General features: G+C 66.0%; 19 protein-coding genes and 1 tRNA gene. 11 read left to right on the plus strand and 9 right to left on the minus strand.

All coding sequences use genetic code 11. The features are described from left to right. Position 1: 1 nt before the first annotated feature. Both ACX3PH_RS05340 and ACX3PH_RS05345 read right to left on the minus strand, forming a co-directional pair. Entirely contained in the window at positions 2 to 1,609 is a 1,608-nt protein-coding gene (locus tag ACX3PH_RS05340; protein ID WP_459090174.1) for a DUF5671 domain-containing protein, read from the minus strand. After that, positions 1,606 to 2,064, minus strand: coding sequence for a nuclear transport factor 2 family protein (locus ACX3PH_RS05345; protein ID WP_459090176.1), 459 nt, complete (start codon positions 2,062 to 2,064; stop codon positions 1,606 to 1,608). Before ACX3PH_RS05345 ends, ACX3PH_RS05340 begins: the two co-directional genes overlap by 4 nt. A 78-nt stretch (positions 2,065 to 2,142) precedes the next feature. Between ACX3PH_RS05345 and ACX3PH_RS05350 the strand changes: the two genes are divergently transcribed. Then, entirely contained in the window at positions 2,143 to 3,639 is a 1,497-nt protein-coding gene (locus ACX3PH_RS05350) for a sensor histidine kinase (protein ID WP_459090178.1), read from the plus strand. Between the two features lie 24 nt (positions 3,640 to 3,663). Here the strand turns inward: ACX3PH_RS05350 and ACX3PH_RS05355 are convergent, their stop codons facing one another. Continuing rightward, entirely contained in the window at positions 3,664 to 3,912 is a 249-nt protein-coding gene (locus ACX3PH_RS05355; RefSeq protein ID WP_459090180.1) for a WhiB family transcriptional regulator, read from the minus strand. A 185-nt stretch (positions 3,913 to 4,097) separates the two neighbouring features. On the opposite strand from ACX3PH_RS05355, the gene ACX3PH_RS05360 reads away from it, so the two are divergent. Further along, positions 4,098 to 4,556: a hypothetical protein gene (locus ACX3PH_RS05360; protein ID WP_459090182.1), complete on the plus strand. Its 459-nt coding sequence runs from the start codon at positions 4,098 to 4,100 to the stop codon at positions 4,554 to 4,556. On the opposite strand, the gene bcp is transcribed toward ACX3PH_RS05360, so the two are convergent. Next, the gene (bcp, locus tag ACX3PH_RS05365) at positions 4,553 to 5,035 is read right to left on the minus strand and encodes a thioredoxin-dependent thiol peroxidase (RefSeq protein ID WP_459090184.1); all 483 of its coding nucleotides are present in this window, start codon (positions 5,033 to 5,035) and stop codon (positions 4,553 to 4,555) included. The two genes, ACX3PH_RS05360 and bcp, sit on opposite strands and share 4 nt — an antisense overlap. A gap of 81 nt (positions 5,036 to 5,116) precedes the next feature. Here bcp and ACX3PH_RS05370 point away from each other — a divergent pair. Next, positions 5,117 to 5,189: transfer RNA gene (locus ACX3PH_RS05370), tRNA-Lys, on the plus strand. A gap of 44 nt (positions 5,190 to 5,233) precedes the next feature. Here the strand turns inward: ACX3PH_RS05370 and ACX3PH_RS05375 are convergent. Both ACX3PH_RS05375 and ACX3PH_RS05380 read right to left on the minus strand, forming a co-directional pair. After that, positions 5,234 to 5,896, minus strand: a complete 663-nt coding sequence (locus tag ACX3PH_RS05375; protein ID WP_459090186.1) for an SAM-dependent methyltransferase — start codon at positions 5,894 to 5,896, stop codon at positions 5,234 to 5,236. A 5-nt stretch (positions 5,897 to 5,901) separates the two neighbouring features. Further along, entirely contained in the window at positions 5,902 to 6,930 is a 1,029-nt protein-coding gene (locus ACX3PH_RS05380) for an NAD(P)/FAD-dependent oxidoreductase (protein WP_459090188.1), read from the minus strand. A gap of 69 nt (positions 6,931 to 6,999) precedes the next feature. On the opposite strand from ACX3PH_RS05380, the gene ACX3PH_RS05385 reads away from it, so the two are divergent. Then, positions 7,000 to 7,596, plus strand: coding sequence for a helix-turn-helix domain-containing protein (locus ACX3PH_RS05385; protein WP_459090190.1), 597 nt, complete (start codon positions 7,000 to 7,002; stop codon positions 7,594 to 7,596). A gap of 74 nt (positions 7,597 to 7,670) precedes the next feature. Continuing rightward, positions 7,671 to 8,255 carry a cysteine hydrolase family protein gene (locus ACX3PH_RS05390; RefSeq protein WP_459090192.1) on the plus strand — a complete coding sequence of 195 codons (585 nt, stop codon included), beginning with the start codon at positions 7,671 to 7,673 and terminating at the stop codon, positions 8,253 to 8,255. A 143-nt stretch (positions 8,256 to 8,398) separates the two neighbouring features. On the opposite strand, the gene ACX3PH_RS05395 is transcribed toward ACX3PH_RS05390, so the two are convergent. Then, the gene (locus tag ACX3PH_RS05395) at positions 8,399 to 9,094 is read right to left on the minus strand and encodes an SOS response-associated peptidase (RefSeq protein ID WP_459090194.1); all 696 of its coding nucleotides are present in this window, start codon (positions 9,092 to 9,094) and stop codon (positions 8,399 to 8,401) included. Positions 9,095 to 9,499: 405 nt separating this feature from the next. Here ACX3PH_RS05395 and ACX3PH_RS05400 point away from each other — a divergent pair, with 405 nt between their 5' ends. The 5 genes from ACX3PH_RS05400 to ACX3PH_RS05420 all read left to right on the plus strand — a co-directional run bounded on the left by ACX3PH_RS05400 (position 9,500) and on the right by ACX3PH_RS05420 (position 14,554). After that, positions 9,500 to 10,816, plus strand: a complete 1,317-nt coding sequence (locus tag ACX3PH_RS05400; RefSeq protein WP_459090196.1) for a quaternary amine ABC transporter ATP-binding protein — start codon at positions 9,500 to 9,502, stop codon at positions 10,814 to 10,816. After that, positions 10,813 to 11,805, plus strand: a complete 993-nt coding sequence (locus ACX3PH_RS05405) for an ABC transporter permease (RefSeq protein ID WP_459090198.1) — start codon at positions 10,813 to 10,815, stop codon at positions 11,803 to 11,805. Before ACX3PH_RS05400 ends, ACX3PH_RS05405 begins: the two co-directional genes overlap by 4 nt. Then, a complete protein-coding gene (locus tag ACX3PH_RS05410) occupies positions 11,802 to 12,704 on the plus strand; it encodes a glycine betaine ABC transporter substrate-binding protein (protein WP_459090200.1) in 903 nt (300 codons plus the stop codon). The genes ACX3PH_RS05405 and ACX3PH_RS05410 overlap by 4 nt, the downstream gene beginning before the upstream one ends. A 267-nt stretch (positions 12,705 to 12,971) precedes the next feature. Further along, positions 12,972 to 13,301 carry a hypothetical protein gene (locus tag ACX3PH_RS05415; protein ID WP_459090202.1) on the plus strand — a complete coding sequence of 110 codons (330 nt, stop codon included), beginning with the start codon at positions 12,972 to 12,974 and terminating at the stop codon, positions 13,299 to 13,301. Then, entirely contained in the window at positions 13,265 to 14,554 is a 1,290-nt protein-coding gene (locus tag ACX3PH_RS05420; RefSeq protein WP_459090204.1) for an HNH endonuclease signature motif containing protein, read from the plus strand. Before ACX3PH_RS05415 ends, ACX3PH_RS05420 begins: the two co-directional genes overlap by 37 nt. Before the next feature lie 112 nt (positions 14,555 to 14,666). Here ACX3PH_RS05420 and ACX3PH_RS05425 read toward each other — a convergent pair whose 3' ends face one another. After that, complete coding sequence (locus ACX3PH_RS05425) at positions 14,667 to 15,167, minus strand: hypothetical protein (protein ID WP_459090206.1); 501 nt, start codon at positions 15,165 to 15,167, stop codon at positions 14,667 to 14,669. A gap of 394 nt (positions 15,168 to 15,561) precedes the next feature. On the opposite strand from ACX3PH_RS05425, the gene ACX3PH_RS05430 reads away from it, so the two are divergent. Further along, positions 15,562 to 16,722 carry a mechanosensitive ion channel family protein gene (locus ACX3PH_RS05430; RefSeq protein ID WP_459090208.1) on the plus strand — a complete coding sequence of 387 codons (1,161 nt, stop codon included), beginning with the start codon at positions 15,562 to 15,564 and terminating at the stop codon, positions 16,720 to 16,722. A gap of 15 nt (positions 16,723 to 16,737) precedes the next feature. Here ACX3PH_RS05430 and ACX3PH_RS05435 read toward each other — a convergent pair whose 3' ends face one another. Continuing rightward, complete coding sequence (locus ACX3PH_RS05435) at positions 16,738 to 17,298, minus strand: hypothetical protein (protein WP_459090210.1); 561 nt, start codon at positions 17,296 to 17,298, stop codon at positions 16,738 to 16,740. Between the last annotated feature and the right edge of the window lies 1 nt (position 17,299).

Raw genomic sequence — 17,299 nt, forward strand, 5'->3', positions numbered from 1 at the left:
TTCAACCCTCCAGGGGCACAACCTCCAGTTTGTCGCCAGCACCGATCACGACGAGCACCCGGCGTGCACTGACGCCCTCCAGTGCAGCCGCCAGCTGATCCGTGCCCACGGTGCTGACCGCAGCATCCGCCCGCGCCCAGACGGTGACGGAGGCGCCGATGGTGTCGTCGATCCAGCGCCGAAGCGGCTCAGGGTCCGACCCGGTCACCAGGATCACCTGGCGGATGGCGGAAGCTGCAGGGCCGATCGGTTCAGCGTTCCGTTGGGCGCGCCTCCAGACGGCGAAGTGATACCCGGCGACCAGCAGCGTCGCGGCGAGCAACCCGACGGGCGCGCGCACCCGGTCGAGAACGCTCTCGCCACTGACGTCGGCGAGGCCGAGCTCGAACAGCCGGAACGCGATCAGGATCAGGGTGATGAGGGCGACCAGCGCGCTGACGCCGAAAACGGCCACCAGGTACACCCGCCGACCGGTCGTCGTGCGCTGGTCGTCCTGGGAGAGCGGCTTCCAGAACAGCCACCAGGCCGGACCGCCGACAACCAGCGCGCTCACGCCGCCGAGCAGGAGTGCGCGCAGCCCTTCCTCGGCGAGGGGCGTGCCGATCGCCGCCAGGAGCGAGTTCACGATCACGCCGACACCGGATGCTGCGGCAGCCAGCGAAATACCGGAGGCTACCAGCGTGGTCGCCTGGCGTACCGGTGCGACGTGGCGCGCGACAATGCCGCGGTGGTAGTGCCACACCAGTGCGCCGATCAGCGCGGCGGAGACAGCGAACCCGAGCGGGTCAATGCGTTCGAGAACCGGATCGGAAGGGTCGAACGCGAGGCGCAGCGCGACGTATAGCGTGACCGCGACGCCGGTCAGGAACAAGGCCGTCGCCCCGAAACCGGTGACCACGACCAGAACCACCTGCGCGAACCCGGTGCTCAGCCCCCGCACACCGCCGCGGAACCAATGCCACCACCAGATGAGGCCGCCGCCGAGCGCCCAGACCAGTGACTGCAGTACCGGTTGCCACCAGGGGCTGCCGATGACCACGGAGACTCCCAGCGCATCCGGCGACGCCGTCAGCAGGTCAGCGAACGCGGTGACCGCCGCGCCGACCCCGACGGCCAGCCCGTAGAACGAGCCGACGACCAGTGTCACCCCGCCGAGGCGCGTTGGTACCTTGCCCGGATGCCGCAGCATCCAGCGATGCCAGAACCAGACGCTCGCCCAGACCAGACCCGTGGCGAACTCGCTCGCGAGCCACCGGCCGCCTGCCACCGCAGCGCCAGCGGAGAGCAGGGCGCTCGCCGACACGATCAACGCGACGGTCGAGGCGAACGCCAGGTACAACGCCCAGGCGACGGATGCGCGGTCCCGCTCGTCGGCAAGTCCGCGCCACACCAGCCACCACAGTCCCACTGCCAGCGGCCCGGCGATGAGCGTGAAGGCGAGGGACTGGGCGAGCCCGGAGGAGTCGTCAATCAGTTCATTTTCGAGGTCAAGCAGCCGTCCGAGGAGCCCGCTCAGGCCGATCGCCGCGGTAACCACCATGACGAACAGGAGGGTGTACGTGATCACCCGGCGCACGGTCTGCACGCCGCCGCCCGCAGCCGTGCTCACGAGGCATCCGCTTTCGGGCAGACCGTGAACTCCCACGGGGCGCTCGAAATCAGCCAGTCGTCGCCGGAGTGCTCCAGCTGGAACGCTTCCTCATACTCGTAGCCGGATCCGCCGAACGGGCCACCGCTGTAGCCGGACGCGACCAGCACCGTGACGGTGGCCGTCTCGCCGCGCTCGCGGGTCTCGACCAGGGTCAGGCGGAGGTCGGTCGCCTTGGGCCCGAAATCAACGCAGTCTTCAGCTGGCGCCGGCGCCAACAACTCGCGGGCGGCTTCGAAGTCACCGTCGATCACCGCGGCGGCATACTCCTGCACGGCGCGTTCCGGTGTACCCGGGTCGTGCAGTTCCGGCGTTCCGCGGGTGAACACCACCACCACGGCGACCACGACGAGCACGGCGATGACGGCCAGGACTCCGAGCAGCGTTCGGTCGGGTTTCGGTGCAGATGCGTCCATGGCTACAGCCTGTCGTAGTGGCCCCGGCGACGCCATCCTCAATGTGCGCGCGCCCAGCCGCCCCCGTAGGCTGTTCGGGTGTCCACCCTCTCCGAACTCGTCACCGCCCAGGGCCGCTCCAGTGACGCGGACATCGAGTGGCTCCACCTGCTGATCGGCGACTGGCAGTTGCTCGCCGACCTGGCCTTCGCCGACATCGTGCTGTGGGTGCCCACCGTCGATGGCAGCTTCGTCGCGGTCGCCCACGCCCGGCCGTCCAGCTCCGCCACCCTCTTCTACCGGGACTTCGTCGGCCAGCCGATCAAGCCGGAGTGGAAGAAGCAGGTGACGGATGCGTACGAGTCCTCTCAGATCGTCGACTCCGCGGCCCCGGACTGGTACGAGGAGACCCCGACCCGGGTGCGCGCGGTGCCGGTGCTGCGCAGACTGTCCGCCAGCGGAGCCCAGACCACGAAGCATCCGATCGCGGTCATCACCCGGCACACCAACCTCAGTGAAGCGCGCATGCCCAGCCGGCAGGAACTCACGTTCAACGAGTGCGCCAACGAACTGTTCCGGATGATCGCGGACGGCGACTTCCCGGACCTCGGGGCACCCACCGGTCCGCGTCGGGGCGCGCCACGGGCATCCGATGGCCTGATTCGCCTGGACGTCGACGGGTATGTCACCTTCGCGAGCCCGAACGGGCTGTCGGCGTTCAACCGCATGGGGTTCTCGGGGGAGCTGGAGAGCGAATCGCTGGCCGAAGTGACGACGTCGCTGCTCACCGGCAAGCTCGTGGTCGACGAATCACTGCCGCTGGTGGTGACCGGGCGGGCGCCGTGGCGCACCGACATCGAGTCGAAGGGCGTTACCGTCTCACTGCGGGCGATCCCGATCCGGGACCAGGGGGAGCGCGTCGGCGCGATCGTGCTCTGCCGCGACGTCACCGAGCTGCGGCACCAGGAGCAGGAGCTGATCACCAAGGATGCAACTATCCGGGAGATCCACCACCGGGTGAAGAACAACCTGCAGACGGTCGCGTCGCTGCTGCGGATCCAGGCGCGCAGGTCGCACTCGGATGAGGCGCGCGAGTCACTCAACCAGGCGATGCGACGGGTCGCCGCCATCGCGGTGGTGCACGACACGCTCAGCGAGGGGCTCAGCCAGAACGTCGATTTCGATGCCGTGTTCGAGCGAGTGCTGCTGCTGATCGCCGAGGTGGCGTCCACCCACAACACGAAGGCGCATCCGACCTTCACCGGCAGTTTCGGCAAGCTGCCGAGCGCCTATGCGACCCCGCTGTCCCTGGCGCTCACCGAGCTGGTGACCAACGCCGTCGAGCACGGGCTGGCCGGACGCGAGGGGAACGTTGAGATCGCCGCGGCGCGAACGGATGAGACCCTCACGGTTCAGGTGCGGGACAACGGCAGCGGCTTGCCGGAGGGCAAAGTGGGTTCAGGGCTCGGAACCCAGATCGTGCGCACGCTCATCCAGGGGGAGCTCGGGGGAACCATCGACTGGCACACGCTGGTCGGCAGTGGCACCGAGGTGACGATCTCGATTCCGCTGAACTGGCTCACCAAGAAGGACTAGCGCGCCAAGCGGATGCTGGAATGCTTAGGAGGCGCGGCGTGCGCGAGCTGCGCGACGCTTCAGGGCGCGGCGCTCGTCTTCGCTGAGGCCACCCCAGACACCGGAGTCCTGGTTGGTGTCGAGTGCGTACTGCAGGCACATCTCACTGACGGTGCAGCGACCGCAGACAGTCTTGGCCTTCTCGATCTGGTCCACTGCCGGACCAGTGTTCCCGACCGGGAAGAAGAGTTCGGGGTCGGCTGTAAGGCAAGCTGCTTGGTCGCGCCAATCCATGCTGTGGATGCTCCTTTGGTAAACGTGCGGGAAACGATTCTCCACGCACAGGGGTACAGAAAATTCCGGGAAGGAAAAGAAGAGGTTTTCTGGGATTTGCCCACAGCCTTGTAGGCGCTAAATCAACCTCCAATAGACTCTCATATCGGTTGTAGCAAATCAACGGTTTTGTATGGGATCTCACTGTGAATGACAAAACGCCCCCCACTGGGGTGCCGCTCAACGGAGCATCCGCGCCCCGGAAACGTCCCCCTCAGCTGGTCATTCTGCTGATCCTGTTGTTCATCGAGTTGTTGCTCGTTGGGGCTGCTGTCGTTTACCTCGTGATCGAGTTGCTGATCGACACGCCGCAGTCGCTGCCGTCGGCGATCGCCATTCTTGTGCTCGCGGTGCTGGCCGCGATCTGGCTCGCAACGATCATCCGCCACACCATGCTTGGCCGGTCCTGGACGCGCGGGGCGACCGTGGTGTGGCAGGTGCTTCAGGCTTCGATCGGCGTGGGCAGCATGCAGGGGCTCTTCCCCCGGCCGGACCTCGGCTGGCCGCTGATCATCCTGTCGCTAGTCGTGCTGGTGCTGCTGTTCACCAAGCCGGTGCTGGCCGCCACCGCCTCCGACGATACCGACGCTGAAGACCAGCGCTAGGCGTCGAGGCCGAGCTTCTTGCGCAGCATGGCGACGTGACCCGTCGCCTTCACGTTGTAGAGAGCGAGCTCGAGCGTGCCATCCTCGCTGACCACGAAGGTCGACCGGCGGGTGCCGTCGATGAGCCTGCCGTACATCGACTTGGGGCCGTAGGTGCCGTACGCGTGATGAACGTCGAGGCTCGGGTCGCTGAGCAGCGGGAAGTTGAGGTTCTCGTTCTGCTGGAATTTCTTAAGAGCTGGCAGTTCATCCTTGGACAGTCCGAGCACCTGGTAGCCGGCGGATGCCAGTGAGTTCAGGTTGTCGCGGAAGTCGCAGGCCTCGGTGGTGCAGCCGGGAGTGCTTGCGGCGGGGTAGAAGTAGACGATGACTTTCTTGCCGGCGTAGTCGGAGAGCGATACCTGATTGCCGTCCTGGTCGCTGAGCGTGAAGGTGGGCGCAGGCTGGCCCTTCTCGAGTACGGTTTCGGCGTTGGCCATGTAGGGCTCCCTTGTGATTCGGACGGGTCTCCCTTCATGCTAATCTTGTTCACCGGTCCGCGATTTCGTGCGATCGGCCAAGCACCTCTAGCTCAATTGGCAGAGCAACTGACTCTTAATCAGTGGGTTCCGGGTTCAAGTCCCGGGGGGTGTACCGAAAAGCCCCGTGTCTCCTGAGAGACACGGGGCTTTCTTTGTCTATCGTTCCCGTTGGACTCGCAGCACGGTGTCGACGAGGGTCACGGTCGTCCCGTCTCGCCCGGTGGCTGGCCTGTCGACGAGCGCGCTGGTCTCGACGATCCAGCCTTTAGGGAGTTGGAGCGACGCCAGAACCTCGTCCGGTGTGGGCAGGGGCGGGGCATCGTGATCGTGTTCTGCGTGGCTCGACCCGGGCGGGAACGCTCCGTGCCCGACGACGAGCAGCCGTCCACTGGGTGCCACTGCCGATGCTGCACGGCGCAGGATCTCCTCGCGCGGCAACTCGACGGGGGAGTGCAGGAACGCGGACGTCACGAGGTCGAACTCCGCCGACGGATGCCACGTGGCCAGGTCGGCCTGTACCCAGTCGATGCGTCCGGCCAGCCCTTCCTGTGCTGCCTTCGCTTCTCCCACAGCCAGCGCGGTCGCCGAGATGTCGATGGCCGTCACGGCCCAGCCCCGGGCTGCGAGCCACAGCGCGTCTGCGCCTTCGCCGGCCCCGAGTTCGAGGGCAGTGCCAGGGGTCAACCCGGTCACCTCGCGCTCGACCGTCGCGTTGACGCGTCCGCTCCAGACGTGTCCGCTCTCGTCTCGATTGGTGGTGTAGCGGGCCTCCCAGAACTCGGCCGGGTCGGTGATCGCTTCATCCTGTGACTCAGTCATAGTCGTCAGCTTCCCATCGATGAGTCGAGGGTTGCGGATGCTGCGACGACGACCCGATCGGCGGCCGCCGCGACCTCCTCCGCCACCAACTCCCCGTTGATGGCGAGGGCCGCGGCAGCGCCGGAGCCTGCCGCAATGGGGACCAATGCTGCCGGGTTGGCGACGTTGCCGACGGCCCAGACGCCTTCGACGCTTGTCTTGCCGGACTCGTCGACGACTGTCCACGACCCGAACGGCGTGTATGCGCGTTCAGCGCCGAGCTGCCTCAGCGGCTCGTCCAGCGCGATGGGTGTTGGCTCAGCGAACACCACGTCGAGCGGTGCGACCGTGCCGTCTGCGAGGCCCAGCCCGGTCAGCGTGACGCCATCCGTGATGACCTGCGTGACGGCACGATCCTCCAGCAGCATTCCCCGTTCTTCGAGCACGAGTCTGTCGGCATCCGGTATGGGCCCCGCAAGTGCGGTGAACACAGTGATGTCGTCGGAGTAGGACCGGAGCATGTGCGCCTTGTGCAGCCCCATCACGGAGCCTGCGAGCACGCCGATCGCGCGACCGGTCGCCTCGTGGCCGTCGCAGTACGGGCACGCCACGACTCCGCGACCCCACTGCTCGGCGAGGCCTCGGATGTCGGGCAATTGGTCACGGGTTCCGGTCGCCACGATCAGCCGGCGTGCGCTGGCGCGGGCGCCGCTGTCGGTCACGACTTCGAAGCCGCCGGCGGTCGCACGAGTCTCGACGACGCGGGCATTCTCGATCACCCCGTCGACGGCTCGGACCTCGCGGTAACCATCCGCCACCAGGTCCAGCGGTGAGTAGCCGTCGCGGCTCAGCACACCGTGCATGTGGGGCGCGAACCGGTTGCGTGGCTCCTGCGCGTCGAGCACGAGGACGCGCCGACGGGCGCGAGCGAGGATGAGGGCCGCACTGAGCCCGGCACTGCCACCACCGATGATGATGACGTCCCAGGGCTCGTCAGATATCGGGTGGGCGGGGCCGGGGGCGGATGCTGCGGAAGGGTGCCTGTCGTTCGTCATGCCATCATCGTGCCGAGCTGGTACCGTTGTGGCAACTATCCATGCCGAATCAGCAACAACGGAGCCACATTGCCGAACGACTCTCTCGCCCTCATTGGCCCCCGCCTGAAGAGCTGGCGGGAGAAGCGCAGCATGACTCTCGCTGAGCTCTCGAGGACCACCGGAATTTCATCGAGCACGCTGTCTCGCCTGGAGGCGGGCAAGCGTGCACCCAACCTCGAACTCGTGGTGCCGATAGCGCGAGCGCTGAGGCTCGAACTCGACGACATCGTGCCGCGCGCGGCCCCCGACCCGCGAGTGTCGCGCACGAAGAAGCGCATCGGCGAGATCCAGTACGAGACGCTCTCGCCTGAGTCGAGCCCAGTGCAGACCTACAAAGTCACATTGCCCGCGAACCCGGCCGGGGTCGCCGCGGTTCCCGACCCGAAGGTTCACGACGGCCACGAGTGGCTGTACGTGCTATCCGGACGCCTACGGCTCGTGATCGGTGCCCAGGAGGTGACGTTGGGGCCCGGCGAGGCCGCCGAGTTCGATACCCGGATTCCGCATTGGCTGTCCGCGACCGGCACCGGACCCGTCGAAATGTTGTCCATCTTCAGCAAGGAGGGCAAACGCATCCACCTGCGTGCCCGCCCCACAACGAATTCCGGGACCGAGATGAGCTGATCCTTGGCGGGAATTCAACCCAGGCTGGCAGCAGTGTTGCTGCAGACGGCATCCGCTTGGCGTTGAATCGGAACATGACCACCATTGCCGACTCCGCCGTGCTCATCCTCATTGACGTGCAGGACGCCTTCGACGATCCGTATTGGGGGCCGACCAGCAACCCAGCGTGCGAGGACAACATTGCGGCGCTCGTCGACGCCTGGCATGAGCGCGGCGGGACCATCGTGGTAGTCCGCCATGACAGTGTCTCGCCGGAGTCGCCACTTCACCCCAGCCATCCGGGCAACCAGCTGAAGCCCGTCGCCGCCAACGCGAGCGCCGAATTGCTGGTGGTGAAGAGTGTCAACTCGGCGTTCCTTGGCGAGCCGAACCTCGGTGACTGGCTGAAGGCGAACGAGGCAACGCAGTTGGTGCTGTGCGGCATCCAGACCAATATGTGCGTCGAAACGACGGCGAGGATGGGCGGCAACCTGGGCTACGAGGTGATCGTTCCGCTGGATGCTACGCGCACCTTCGACCTGGCCGGCACGGTCGGCGCAGCCGGCGAGGAGGGCAGCGCAAGCGCGGACGAGTTGATGCGGATCGCCGCGATCAATCTGTCAGGAGGGGGCTTCGCCACCGTGACGACGACGGGTGCCCTGCTGCGCGAGCTCGTCTGACGTCTCAGCTGCTGAGCGAAAGGAGGAGAAAGCCGCAACTTTGCGGAAATACCTCCTCCTTTCGCTGCGGATCGCCGAATAGATCTCTCGTTTGTGTTGAGGCGGAAGCGAGAGACGCGCGCGCAGCGAGAGCGGAGGGGCGGCTACTCTTCGACCGGCTCCACCAGTTCCGGACCATCGTTCTTCACGCTGTTCACCGCTCGGGAGACCGGGTGGTAATGCAGGTCGTGGGCCTGCTCGTGCGAGGTGCCGTCGATCAGCCGGAGCAGATCCTCACCGCTGAGGTGATCGCCCAGCCAGTCGTCGTAGCTGTCCGGGGTGAGGAAGGCAGGCATCCGGTCGTGCACCTCACCAGGCGTGACATGGGCATCCATGGTGATGATCGCCATTGAGAGTCTCCAGCGATCCGGGTCGTCGTCGGCCTTGCTCCGGTCGCGCCACGGAAGGATGATCCCCGCCATCGCCAGGTGCGCATCCGCGTTGTTCACGAAAAAGGGCTGCTTGCCGTCCGGTCGCAGCTGCCACTCGTAGTAACCGAGCGCAGGCACGATGCAGCGGTGGGCAGCGAAACCCTGTCGGAACATGCCGTTCGTCGCGACGGTTTCGACCCGGGCATTGATGATCGGCTTGCCACCGCCGAAGGTGGGGGAACTCTGCGCCACAGCACCCCAGCGCACAGCGGCGAGCTCCCGCCGGTCATTGTGCGAGCGGATGACCGGCACGGTGTCGGTCGGGGCGATGTTCCAGTCCGGCCGCCAGTCGCGGTAGTCGCCGCCGGCGGCGACATACTCGCGGATCAGTTCGTCCGTGCTCTGGTCGAGGGCGTAGCGTCCGCACATGCCACCACCGTACGCCGAGCATCCGACACTGCCGCCGTTCGACGAGCACAGCGACCTCGGTTGCCAGCCAGACAAATACCAAGGTAACGATAAGGCAACGGTATATCGCCCGGTATGGCAGCGATCGGCCGGGTTACGTAGCCGTCAGTACGGACCTGACCCAGAAAATGAGCAGTTCACCTGTTAGGTTAGAACACGGTTTTACGACCTCTTAATCAGGACGCGGCCCCGCGGAGAGCCCTAGGAACTCCGCGCGGACGTACGGTGAAGCTCTGATGGCGGCGATCCCGATGTTCGCGCCAGCCCGCACCCGTCTAGGGTGCCACGTGCAGTCACAGCCCTCCCGTCCGTGAGTGTGAGCACCCACCAGCCTGAGTTCGGTTGCGTTGGCGTGCCGGAGATCACATGACCGAAACCATTGCCGTCAAGGCAGACAAACTTTACAAAGTCTTCGGCCGACGGGCCAAAGACGCAGTGACCCAGCTTGAGGCCGGTGCCAGCAGGCAGGACGTCTCCTCCCTCGGAACCGCAGCCGTGATCGACACCTCATTCGAAGTGAAGAAGGGCGAGATCTTCGTCGTCATGGGGCTATCCGGCTCCGGGAAGTCGACACTGATCCGGATGCTGAACGGCCTTCTCGAGGTAACCTCCGGCTCCGTCACCATCGCTGGCAAGCAGGTGACGGGCGTACCGGCGAAGCAACTCCGTGACATCCGCCGTCGGGATGTCTCCATGGTGTTCCAGCACTTCGCACTGCTTCCGCACCGCACCGTCATCGACAACGTTGCGTACGGGCTGGAGATCCAGGGCATCGCTCGCCAGGAACGGCTCGAGCGCGCACGCAAGATCATCACGCTCGTCGGGCTGGAGGGCTGGGCTGACAGCCTCCCCTCAGAGCTGTCCGGCGGGATGAAGCAGCGTGTCGGCCTGGCCCGCGCGCTCGCGACCGACACCGACGTGCTGCTGATGGACGAAGCGTTCTCCGCGCTCGACCCGCTCATCCGCCGCGAAATGCAGGAACAGCTCGTCGAGTTGCAGGCCGACCTCGGCAAGACCATCATCTTCATCACCCACGACCTCAACGAGGCCATGTTCCTGGGCGACCGGATCGCCGTCATGCGCGACGGGCGCATCGTGCAGATCGGCACCCCCGAGGACATCCTCACCGACCCCGCCAACGACTACGTCGCCCAGTTCGTGCAGGATGTGGATCGCGCCAGGGTGCTGACGGCTTCCAGCGCCATGGAACCGGCACGCTCCGTCGTCTCGGTGACGGCCGGGCCGCGCGCAGCACTTCGCGAGATGCGCGACCTGCAGACGTCGGCCGCGCTGGTGGTCGGTCGTGGGCGAACCCTGATCGGCGCCGTTCGCGACAAAGACGTCATGCGTCAGGTGAAGGCGGGGGAGACCGACCTGTCCGCTGTGACCGAGCCCGTGGCATCCGTCACCGGCGACGTCGCCCTCGCCGACCTGTACGAAGTATCGGTGGAAAGCCCGCTGCCCATTGCGGTCGTCGACGAGAACAACCGGCTGATCGGGGTCATCCCCAGGGTCACCCTGCTGGCTGCCGTCGGCAACGTGTCTACCAACACCGGAGAGACGCCGGCCATCGAGCCACCACCGACCATCCCGGTCAACGTCATCAGCGAGACGCTTCGCGTCTCCGCCCTCAGCGCCGCCGCTGCTGCTGAAGATGCCCACATGAAGGGGGCATCACTGTGAGCGACGACTTCTTCCGCCTGCCGCTCGGCCAGTGGGTCAAGGTGGCCGTGGACTGGGTGACCGAGAACCTCGGGTTCCTGTTCGACTTCATCCGCAGCATCTTCAACGGCCTGTATGACGCTGCCGACTGGCTCTTCGTGACGCCGCCCTTCTGGGCCATCATCGTAGTTCTCGCCGGGCTGTCCTGGTACGTGCGAGGTTGGCGATTCGGCGTCGGCGTCGGCGTCGGCCTACTCGTCATCATGTCGGTGAACCAGTGGGAGAACGCCATGGACACGCTGGCACTCACCATCGTGTCAGCCTTCATCGCCGTCGTCATCAGCATCCCGCTGGGCATCTGGGCGGCACGGTCCGACCGGGTATCGCAGGCCATCAAACCGGTGCTCGACTTCCTGCAGACTATGCCGGCGTTCGTGTACTTGATTCCTGCGATCATCCTGTTTCGCGTCGGAGTGGTACCCGGCATTGTTGCGACCATCGCTTTCTCCATGGCGCCAGGCGTCCGCCTGACCGAGCTAGGCATCCGGGGGGTCGACAAGGAGGTTGTCGAAGCTGGACACGCCTTCGGTTCGTCACCGCGTCGCATCCTCGCCCAGATCCAGCTTCCGCTGGCACGGCCCAGCATCATGGCCGGTGTCAACCAGGTCATCATGCTTTCGCTGTCCATGGTGGTCATCGCCAGCATGGTCGGTGCACCGGGTCTTGGTAAGCCGATCATCCAGGCGCTGAGCCGCATCGACGTCGGGCTCGGATTCGAAGCGGGACTTGCCGTCGTGATTCTCGCGATCATCCTCGACCGGCTCACCGCGAGCCTTGGTGCTGGGCGCAAGAACGCGACCCGCAACACCACCCTCAGATCTTCGACCGACGCCACGTCGGCCGAGAACGCAAAGTCCGCCACCGGGGAGGCCACTGAGTCGTCCCCGATGGACAATGCACAACCACCAATCGCCCGGGTCACAGCATCGGGTGGAAAGGAAACAGTATGAAGAAGCGCTTTATGACGACCATCGCGGTCGGAGCAGTGGCACTGCTCGGCCTGACCGCGTGCGCAGGAACCCCGGAGTCCAACGACGCCGGAAGCGGAGACTCCGGTGACCAGAAGTCACTGACCGTTGGCGTGTTCAACGGATGGCCGGAGGGCGAGGCCGCCTCATACCTGTGGAAGGCAGTGCTCGAGGAGAAGGGTTACGACGTAACCCTGGAGTACGCAGACGCAGGCCCTGTTTTCGCAGGCCTCAGCACTGGTGACTACGACGTGGCATTCGACGGATGGCTGCCGCTGACCCATGCGGACTATATGAAGAAATTCGGCGCCGACCTGGAAGACCTCGGGTCCTGGAACAATGACGCCGTGCTGACCATGGCCGTGAACGAGGACGCGCCGATCGACTCGCTCGATGAGCTGGCCGAGCACGCCGATGAGTTCGGCAACCGCATCGTCGGCATTGAGCCCGGTGCCGGACTGACCGCTGCAGTGGCCGACGGCACCATCCCGGCCTACGGTCTGGACGGCATGGAGTTCGTCACCTCGTCGACACCGGCGATGCTGGCTGAACTCAAGGCGGCGCTGGATGCCGGCGAGAACATCGCCGTCACCCTGTGGCGTCCGCACTGGGCCTACGACGAGTTCCCGATCAAGGACCTCAAGGACCCTGAGGGCACCCTCGGCGACGCGGAGGAAATCCACTCCATCGCCCGTACCGGGTTCGCGGATGACTTCCCCGAGCTGACCGGATGGATCGAGAACTGGGAGCTGGACTCCGAACTGCTGTACTCGCTGGAGAACGCGATGTACAACAGCGGTGCAGAGGCGAGCGAGTACGAGACCATCGTCGCCGACTGGATCGCCGAGAACCAGGACTACGTGGACACGCTCACCAGCTAGTCACCGTATTCAACGAGGAGGCCCGCGCCGAATGGTGCGGGCCTTCTTGCGTTTCCGGCGCGCGGCGCGCTCCCGCTGGTTGAGTCGGAGGGCGGCTTGTGCTGGTTGAGCTTGTTTTTCGCTGGTTGAGCTTGTCGAAACCCGCCGAGGTTCGCATCTCGTCTTCTCCTCCACAACCCGCTCGCTTCCCTTTATCCACAACAAATCTGTGGAGAAGAACTACGCACATTCACTCGAATAAACCTTCGAATGTGGGAGAATTGTGGCATGTCCCAGTTCACCGATTCCCTCAGCAGCATCGCGGCAGCCGCCGCGATACTGCCGCGGGATTCGGCGACCCTGGCCGGCCTGCCCGAAGAGGAACTGTTGGCCATCCCGGCCCTGTTCGCTGACATCACCCGGCAACTGGAGCCCTCCCTCGCCGCCACCGCCGGGGAGATCGCCCGCCGCTCCAGTTACGAGCTCGGCTATCAGGGTTTGGCGCAGAAGGGTGGGTTTCGCACTCCGGAGAAACTGGTGCAGCATTTGACCGGTCCACCTCCCGGGAGGCGGCGAAGCTGGTGCGCACCGGCGGGATCATCCACGAAGCCGAACTGATCACCGAAGCCGAACACACCGGCAAAGTCTCCCCGGAGTTGACCCAACCGTGGCTGGCCCCGGTCGGCCGGGCGGTGGCCGCCGGGGTGTTGTCGATGGAGGCGGGCGAGGCGATCCGACTCGGGCTGGGGGTCCCGACGGAGGACATCACCGCCGAGCTGCTGGCCGAAGCCGCCGCCCAACTCGTTGAACTGGCCAGCCCCAGCGGTCTCGACTCGGCCGACCCGGATGCCCGGGTAGCGGATTCGTTGAATGCCGACCAGTTGCTGGATCGGGCGAGGAGCCTGCGGGATGAGTTGGATGAGGCGGGCATCGCCGACCGGGAACGCGCCCGGCACCAGGCCCGATCCTTCAAACGGTACCGGCGCGGTGATGGGATGACCGTCTACACGATGCTGGCCGATCCGGAGAACGCCGCCTACCTCGACTCCATCTACGATTCCCTGACCTCTCCCCGCCGGGGCGGTCCCCGGATGGTGGATGTCACCGCGAAAGCCCACGATGAGGCGATCGAGGCCGACCCGCGCAGCATCGAACAACTCTCCTTCGACGGGTTCATGGCCGTGCTGCGGATCGGGGCCGACACCGACGCGAAAACCGCCACCCGCTCCGTGCTCGGCGCCCGCCGACCCGCCGTCCGAGTCCTGGTCACCGGCACCACCCTCGACAGCGCCGCCGAACCCGGCGACCCCGCCGAGCCCACCGACGACGCCGACGGCGCTGCCGGATCAGGCCGTCGCGGGCATGGCCGGATCGAAGGCCAGACCACCCCGGTATCGATCGAAACGGTGGAGAGGCATCTGTGTGAGTCCGGGATGGTACCGGTCAGCTTCGACCGGGACGGGCAATGCATCGATTTGGGGCGGGAACAACGCCTCTACAGTGCCCTGCAACGCATCGGCCTGGCCGCTAGGGACGGCGGCTGCCGGTGGCCCGGCTGCACCAGCCCCGCCACCTGGGCAGAAGCCCACCACATCCACCAGTGGAAACGCGACCACGGCACAACCGACCTGGCCGACGGGATTCTGCTCTGCCGACACCACCACATGCTCCTGCACAACAACCACTGGGAAATCACCCGCACCGGCGGCACCTACTGGTTACACCCACCCGCCAACATCGACCCCACCCGCACCCCCCGGCTGATGCCGCACAAATCCGCCGCCCTCGCCGACCTCCAACGAGAACAACAAGAACAAGAACGGCGAGACCGAGAACGACAAGAACGAAAGCCACGCAAAGCTACGGGGTAGAACTCTGCCCACACTCTGCCCACCACGCGGAACCCCGAAGGCTCGGTCGGTTTCGACGGGCTCAAGCAGCGGAGTGCAGCGCAGGCTCAACCAGCGGGGAATCCGGTAGCTACTACTCGCAGGCGTAGACGGTCACGGACAACGACCCGGCGCTGATACCAACCGTGGCGTGCGCCGGGTCGGGTGCAAGCGACATCTTCGCCTCACCCGGTGCGAAAGCGCCATTGGCGCCCACCGTCACAGTGGCGTGGAGAGTGGGCCGAGTGCAGGCATCCGCTGCGACGAAAGCCGCGAGACCGGACGCGACACGGAACGACTCCATAATGCTCACAACTGCAGAGCCCGCGACACCCTGCGGAGGGCTGGGCACGTTCTGGGCCTGCACCAGCGGATCCAGAACGGAAGCGCGCGGAGGCGGCACAGTCGTCTCAGCGTGCGGAAGCGGGCCAGGGACCTTCGGCTGAGTCTTCTCGGCCTTCTTGGCGGCACCCGGTGAGGTCACCTGTGCCGAGGACTCGGCGGGAGTCTGAGTCGTCGACGAGTCATCGACCGTTGGCGAACCTTCATCCTGCTCACTGCCCGAGTTGCTCGACGACCCGTCCGAGTCATCCACTTCCGCAGGAAGCAGCCCCGACTGTGCCGAGGGACCGAAGTGTCCGGCGAACGACGCAGCTGCGGCCGAAGACGCGGCGACCGTGTTCAAAGGCGCCGGGCCCAGAGTCAGCGCGAAGGCGCAAACCGAACCGAGAGCAAGAGTGAGAGCGGCGTCGATGGCCCCGCGAAATTTGCGTGGTGGGGCGACCGGCTGGGTGAAAACCCGCCCGATGGCTCTCCCCGAAACCTGCATTCCGACCCTCACCTCGCCGCCACTGTACGGCACTATATCGGCGACACGCCAGCGATCGGAGGCGTTCTTCGAAGATTGCTCTGATGAGCGCCCCGCGAGGCTGTGCGTTGCCTGTATGGAAGCCGTGCGTAGGCCATTGGGATCGTGTCACGATGGATCGATGCTTTCCGATCCCTGGGTCCTCTTCCTGGTCGCTCTCGGCAGTGCCCTGATCGCCGCCGTCATCCTCACCGCCGTCGCTGCGCTCAGTCTGCGACTGGCCGCTCGGCGAGCGGTCTGGGCGCGTCAACTCATCGCCCGCTCCCGCCTCCCATTCCGCCTGCTGCTGGTCTGCGTGCTGTTCTGGATCGCCTTCGCGGCGTACGCGCCGGAGTTCGGAGCACAGGATGTCATCTCGCACCTGTTCCTGATCGTCACCATTGCCCTGGGTGCCTGGTTCGCCTGTTCGCTGGCGATCTTCTTCGAAGACCTGTGGCTCCACCGGTTCCGGGTGGACGTCCCGGACAACCGGGTGGCGCGCCGGGTACGCACCCAGGTGCTGATCATTCGCCGCCTGACCGTCGTGGCGACCGTGATCATCGCCGTGGGAGCGATCCTGCTGACTTTCCCTGGCGCCAGCGCTGCCGGGGCGAGCCTCCTCGCATCCGCCGGCCTGATCAGCATCATCGCCGGCCTGGCAGCACAGTCGACCCTCGCCAACGTCTTCGCCGGAATGCAGTTGGCCTTCAGCGACGCCATCCGCGTCGATGACGTGGTCATCGTCGAGGGGGAGTGGGGCAGGATCGAAGAGATCACGCTCACCTACGTCGCCGTGCACATCTGGGACGACCGGCGGATGGTCGTGCCTTCCACATTCTTCACAACAACCCCGTTCGAGAACTGGACAAGGCGCAACTCGGAATTGCTCGGCTCGGTGGAATTCGACCTGGACTGGCGGGTGACGCCAGCCCAGATGCGCCACGAACTGCACCGCATCCTCGAATCGTCCGAACTGTGGGACCAGCGGGTCGGCGTGCTGCAGATCACGGATGCTGTCGGCGGCCAGGTGCGCGTGCGCATCCTGGTCAGCGCGCTCGACGCCGGCAAACTGTTCGACCTGCGCTGCCTCGTTCGCGAAGAGATGATCACTTGGCTGCACGAGACGAGTCCGCAGTCGATTCCACGCTCCCGCGTGCAACTGGTCGAGGCAGAGCCGGAACTGCGTCGGGCCAGGGGCGCCACGGGTTCGGCTGACGAGTCCGCGCTGTTCAGCGGTGACGAGTCCGGTCGGGGTCAGCAATTCACCGGGCCGATCGGCACGGTCCCGCCGGTCGAGCGCTGAGCTGGTCTCCTGCTGCTACACGCTGGGCGGTGTCTTCGGGGTCCGCGGCTTGGTTACCGGCTTGGTCGCGGGTGTCGTAGCCGGCTTGGTGACGGGCGTGGTGGCCGGCTTGGTCCCCGATTTCGGCGCAGACTTCGCCCGTGTCGGGGTCGGCTTGGTGACGTCACCGCTTGCGGATGCCGCATCGGCTGGCACGGTGGGTGCAGTGGCCGGCTTGGTTGCGGGCTTCGTCACGGAAGAAGTCGCGGAAGAAGTGGAAGAACTGGCCGGAGAGGTGACGGGAGTCGTGGCGGGTGCAACGGTCGACGTTGCTCCGCCGCCCATCGGCGCACTCGGAGCTGCGTCACCGGGCGAACCAGGGCCGGAGCCTGGGCCCGAGCCGTAGCCGTCGCGGCGTGAGCGCGGGGGCTCATGCTGGTCGACGTAGAGTTGCGCGGCCCTGGTGGCGACGAGGAGGTAGCGCACCAGCAGGAAGACGACCGCTGCCAGCACGGCGACGGCAACGAGGATGATGAGAGCCTCGATGATCCCGCCCATCAGGTGGGCAACACGGTGGCCCCAGTCGAAGTTGCGCATG

This window comes from Homoserinimonas sp. A520 (genome assembly GCF_054489245.1).

What these genes read in the sequence shown, in the direction of transcription:
- ACX3PH_RS05390 (WP_459090192.1), top strand. Translation starts at nt 7,671, where the DNA reads ATGACCACCATTGCCGACTCCGCCGTGCTCATCCTCATTGACGTGCAG.
- ACX3PH_RS05410 (WP_459090200.1), top strand. Translation starts at nt 11,802, where the DNA reads ATGAAGAAGCGCTTTATGACGACCATCGCGGTCGGAGCAGTGGCACTG.
- ACX3PH_RS05355 (WP_459090180.1), bottom strand. Translation starts at nt 3,912, where the DNA reads ATGGATTGGCGCGACCAAGCAGCTTGCCTTACAGCCGACCCCGAACTC.
- ACX3PH_RS05375 (WP_459090186.1), bottom strand. Translation starts at nt 5,896, where the DNA reads ATGACTGAGTCACAGGATGAAGCGATCACCGACCCGGCCGAGTTCTGG.
- ACX3PH_RS05345 (WP_459090176.1), bottom strand. Translation starts at nt 2,064, where the DNA reads ATGGACGCATCTGCACCGAAACCCGACCGAACGCTGCTCGGAGTCCTG.
- ACX3PH_RS05400 (WP_459090196.1), top strand. Translation starts at nt 9,500, where the DNA reads ATGACCGAAACCATTGCCGTCAAGGCAGACAAACTTTACAAAGTCTTC.
- ACX3PH_RS05435 (WP_459090210.1), bottom strand. Translation starts at nt 17,298, where the DNA reads ATGCGCAACTTCGACTGGGGCCACCGTGTTGCCCACCTGATGGGCGGG.
- ACX3PH_RS05415 (WP_459090202.1), top strand. Translation starts at nt 12,972, where the DNA reads ATGTCCCAGTTCACCGATTCCCTCAGCAGCATCGCGGCAGCCGCCGCG.
- ACX3PH_RS05430 (WP_459090208.1), top strand. Translation starts at nt 15,562, where the DNA reads ATGCTTTCCGATCCCTGGGTCCTCTTCCTGGTCGCTCTCGGCAGTGCC.
- bcp (WP_459090184.1), bottom strand. Translation starts at nt 5,035, where the DNA reads ATGGCCAACGCCGAAACCGTACTCGAGAAGGGCCAGCCTGCGCCCACC.
- ACX3PH_RS05395 (WP_459090194.1), bottom strand. Translation starts at nt 9,094, where the DNA reads ATGTGCGGACGCTACGCCCTCGACCAGAGCACGGACGAACTGATCCGC.
- ACX3PH_RS05380 (WP_459090188.1), bottom strand. Translation starts at nt 6,930, where the DNA reads ATGACGAACGACAGGCACCCTTCCGCAGCATCCGCCCCCGGCCCCGCC.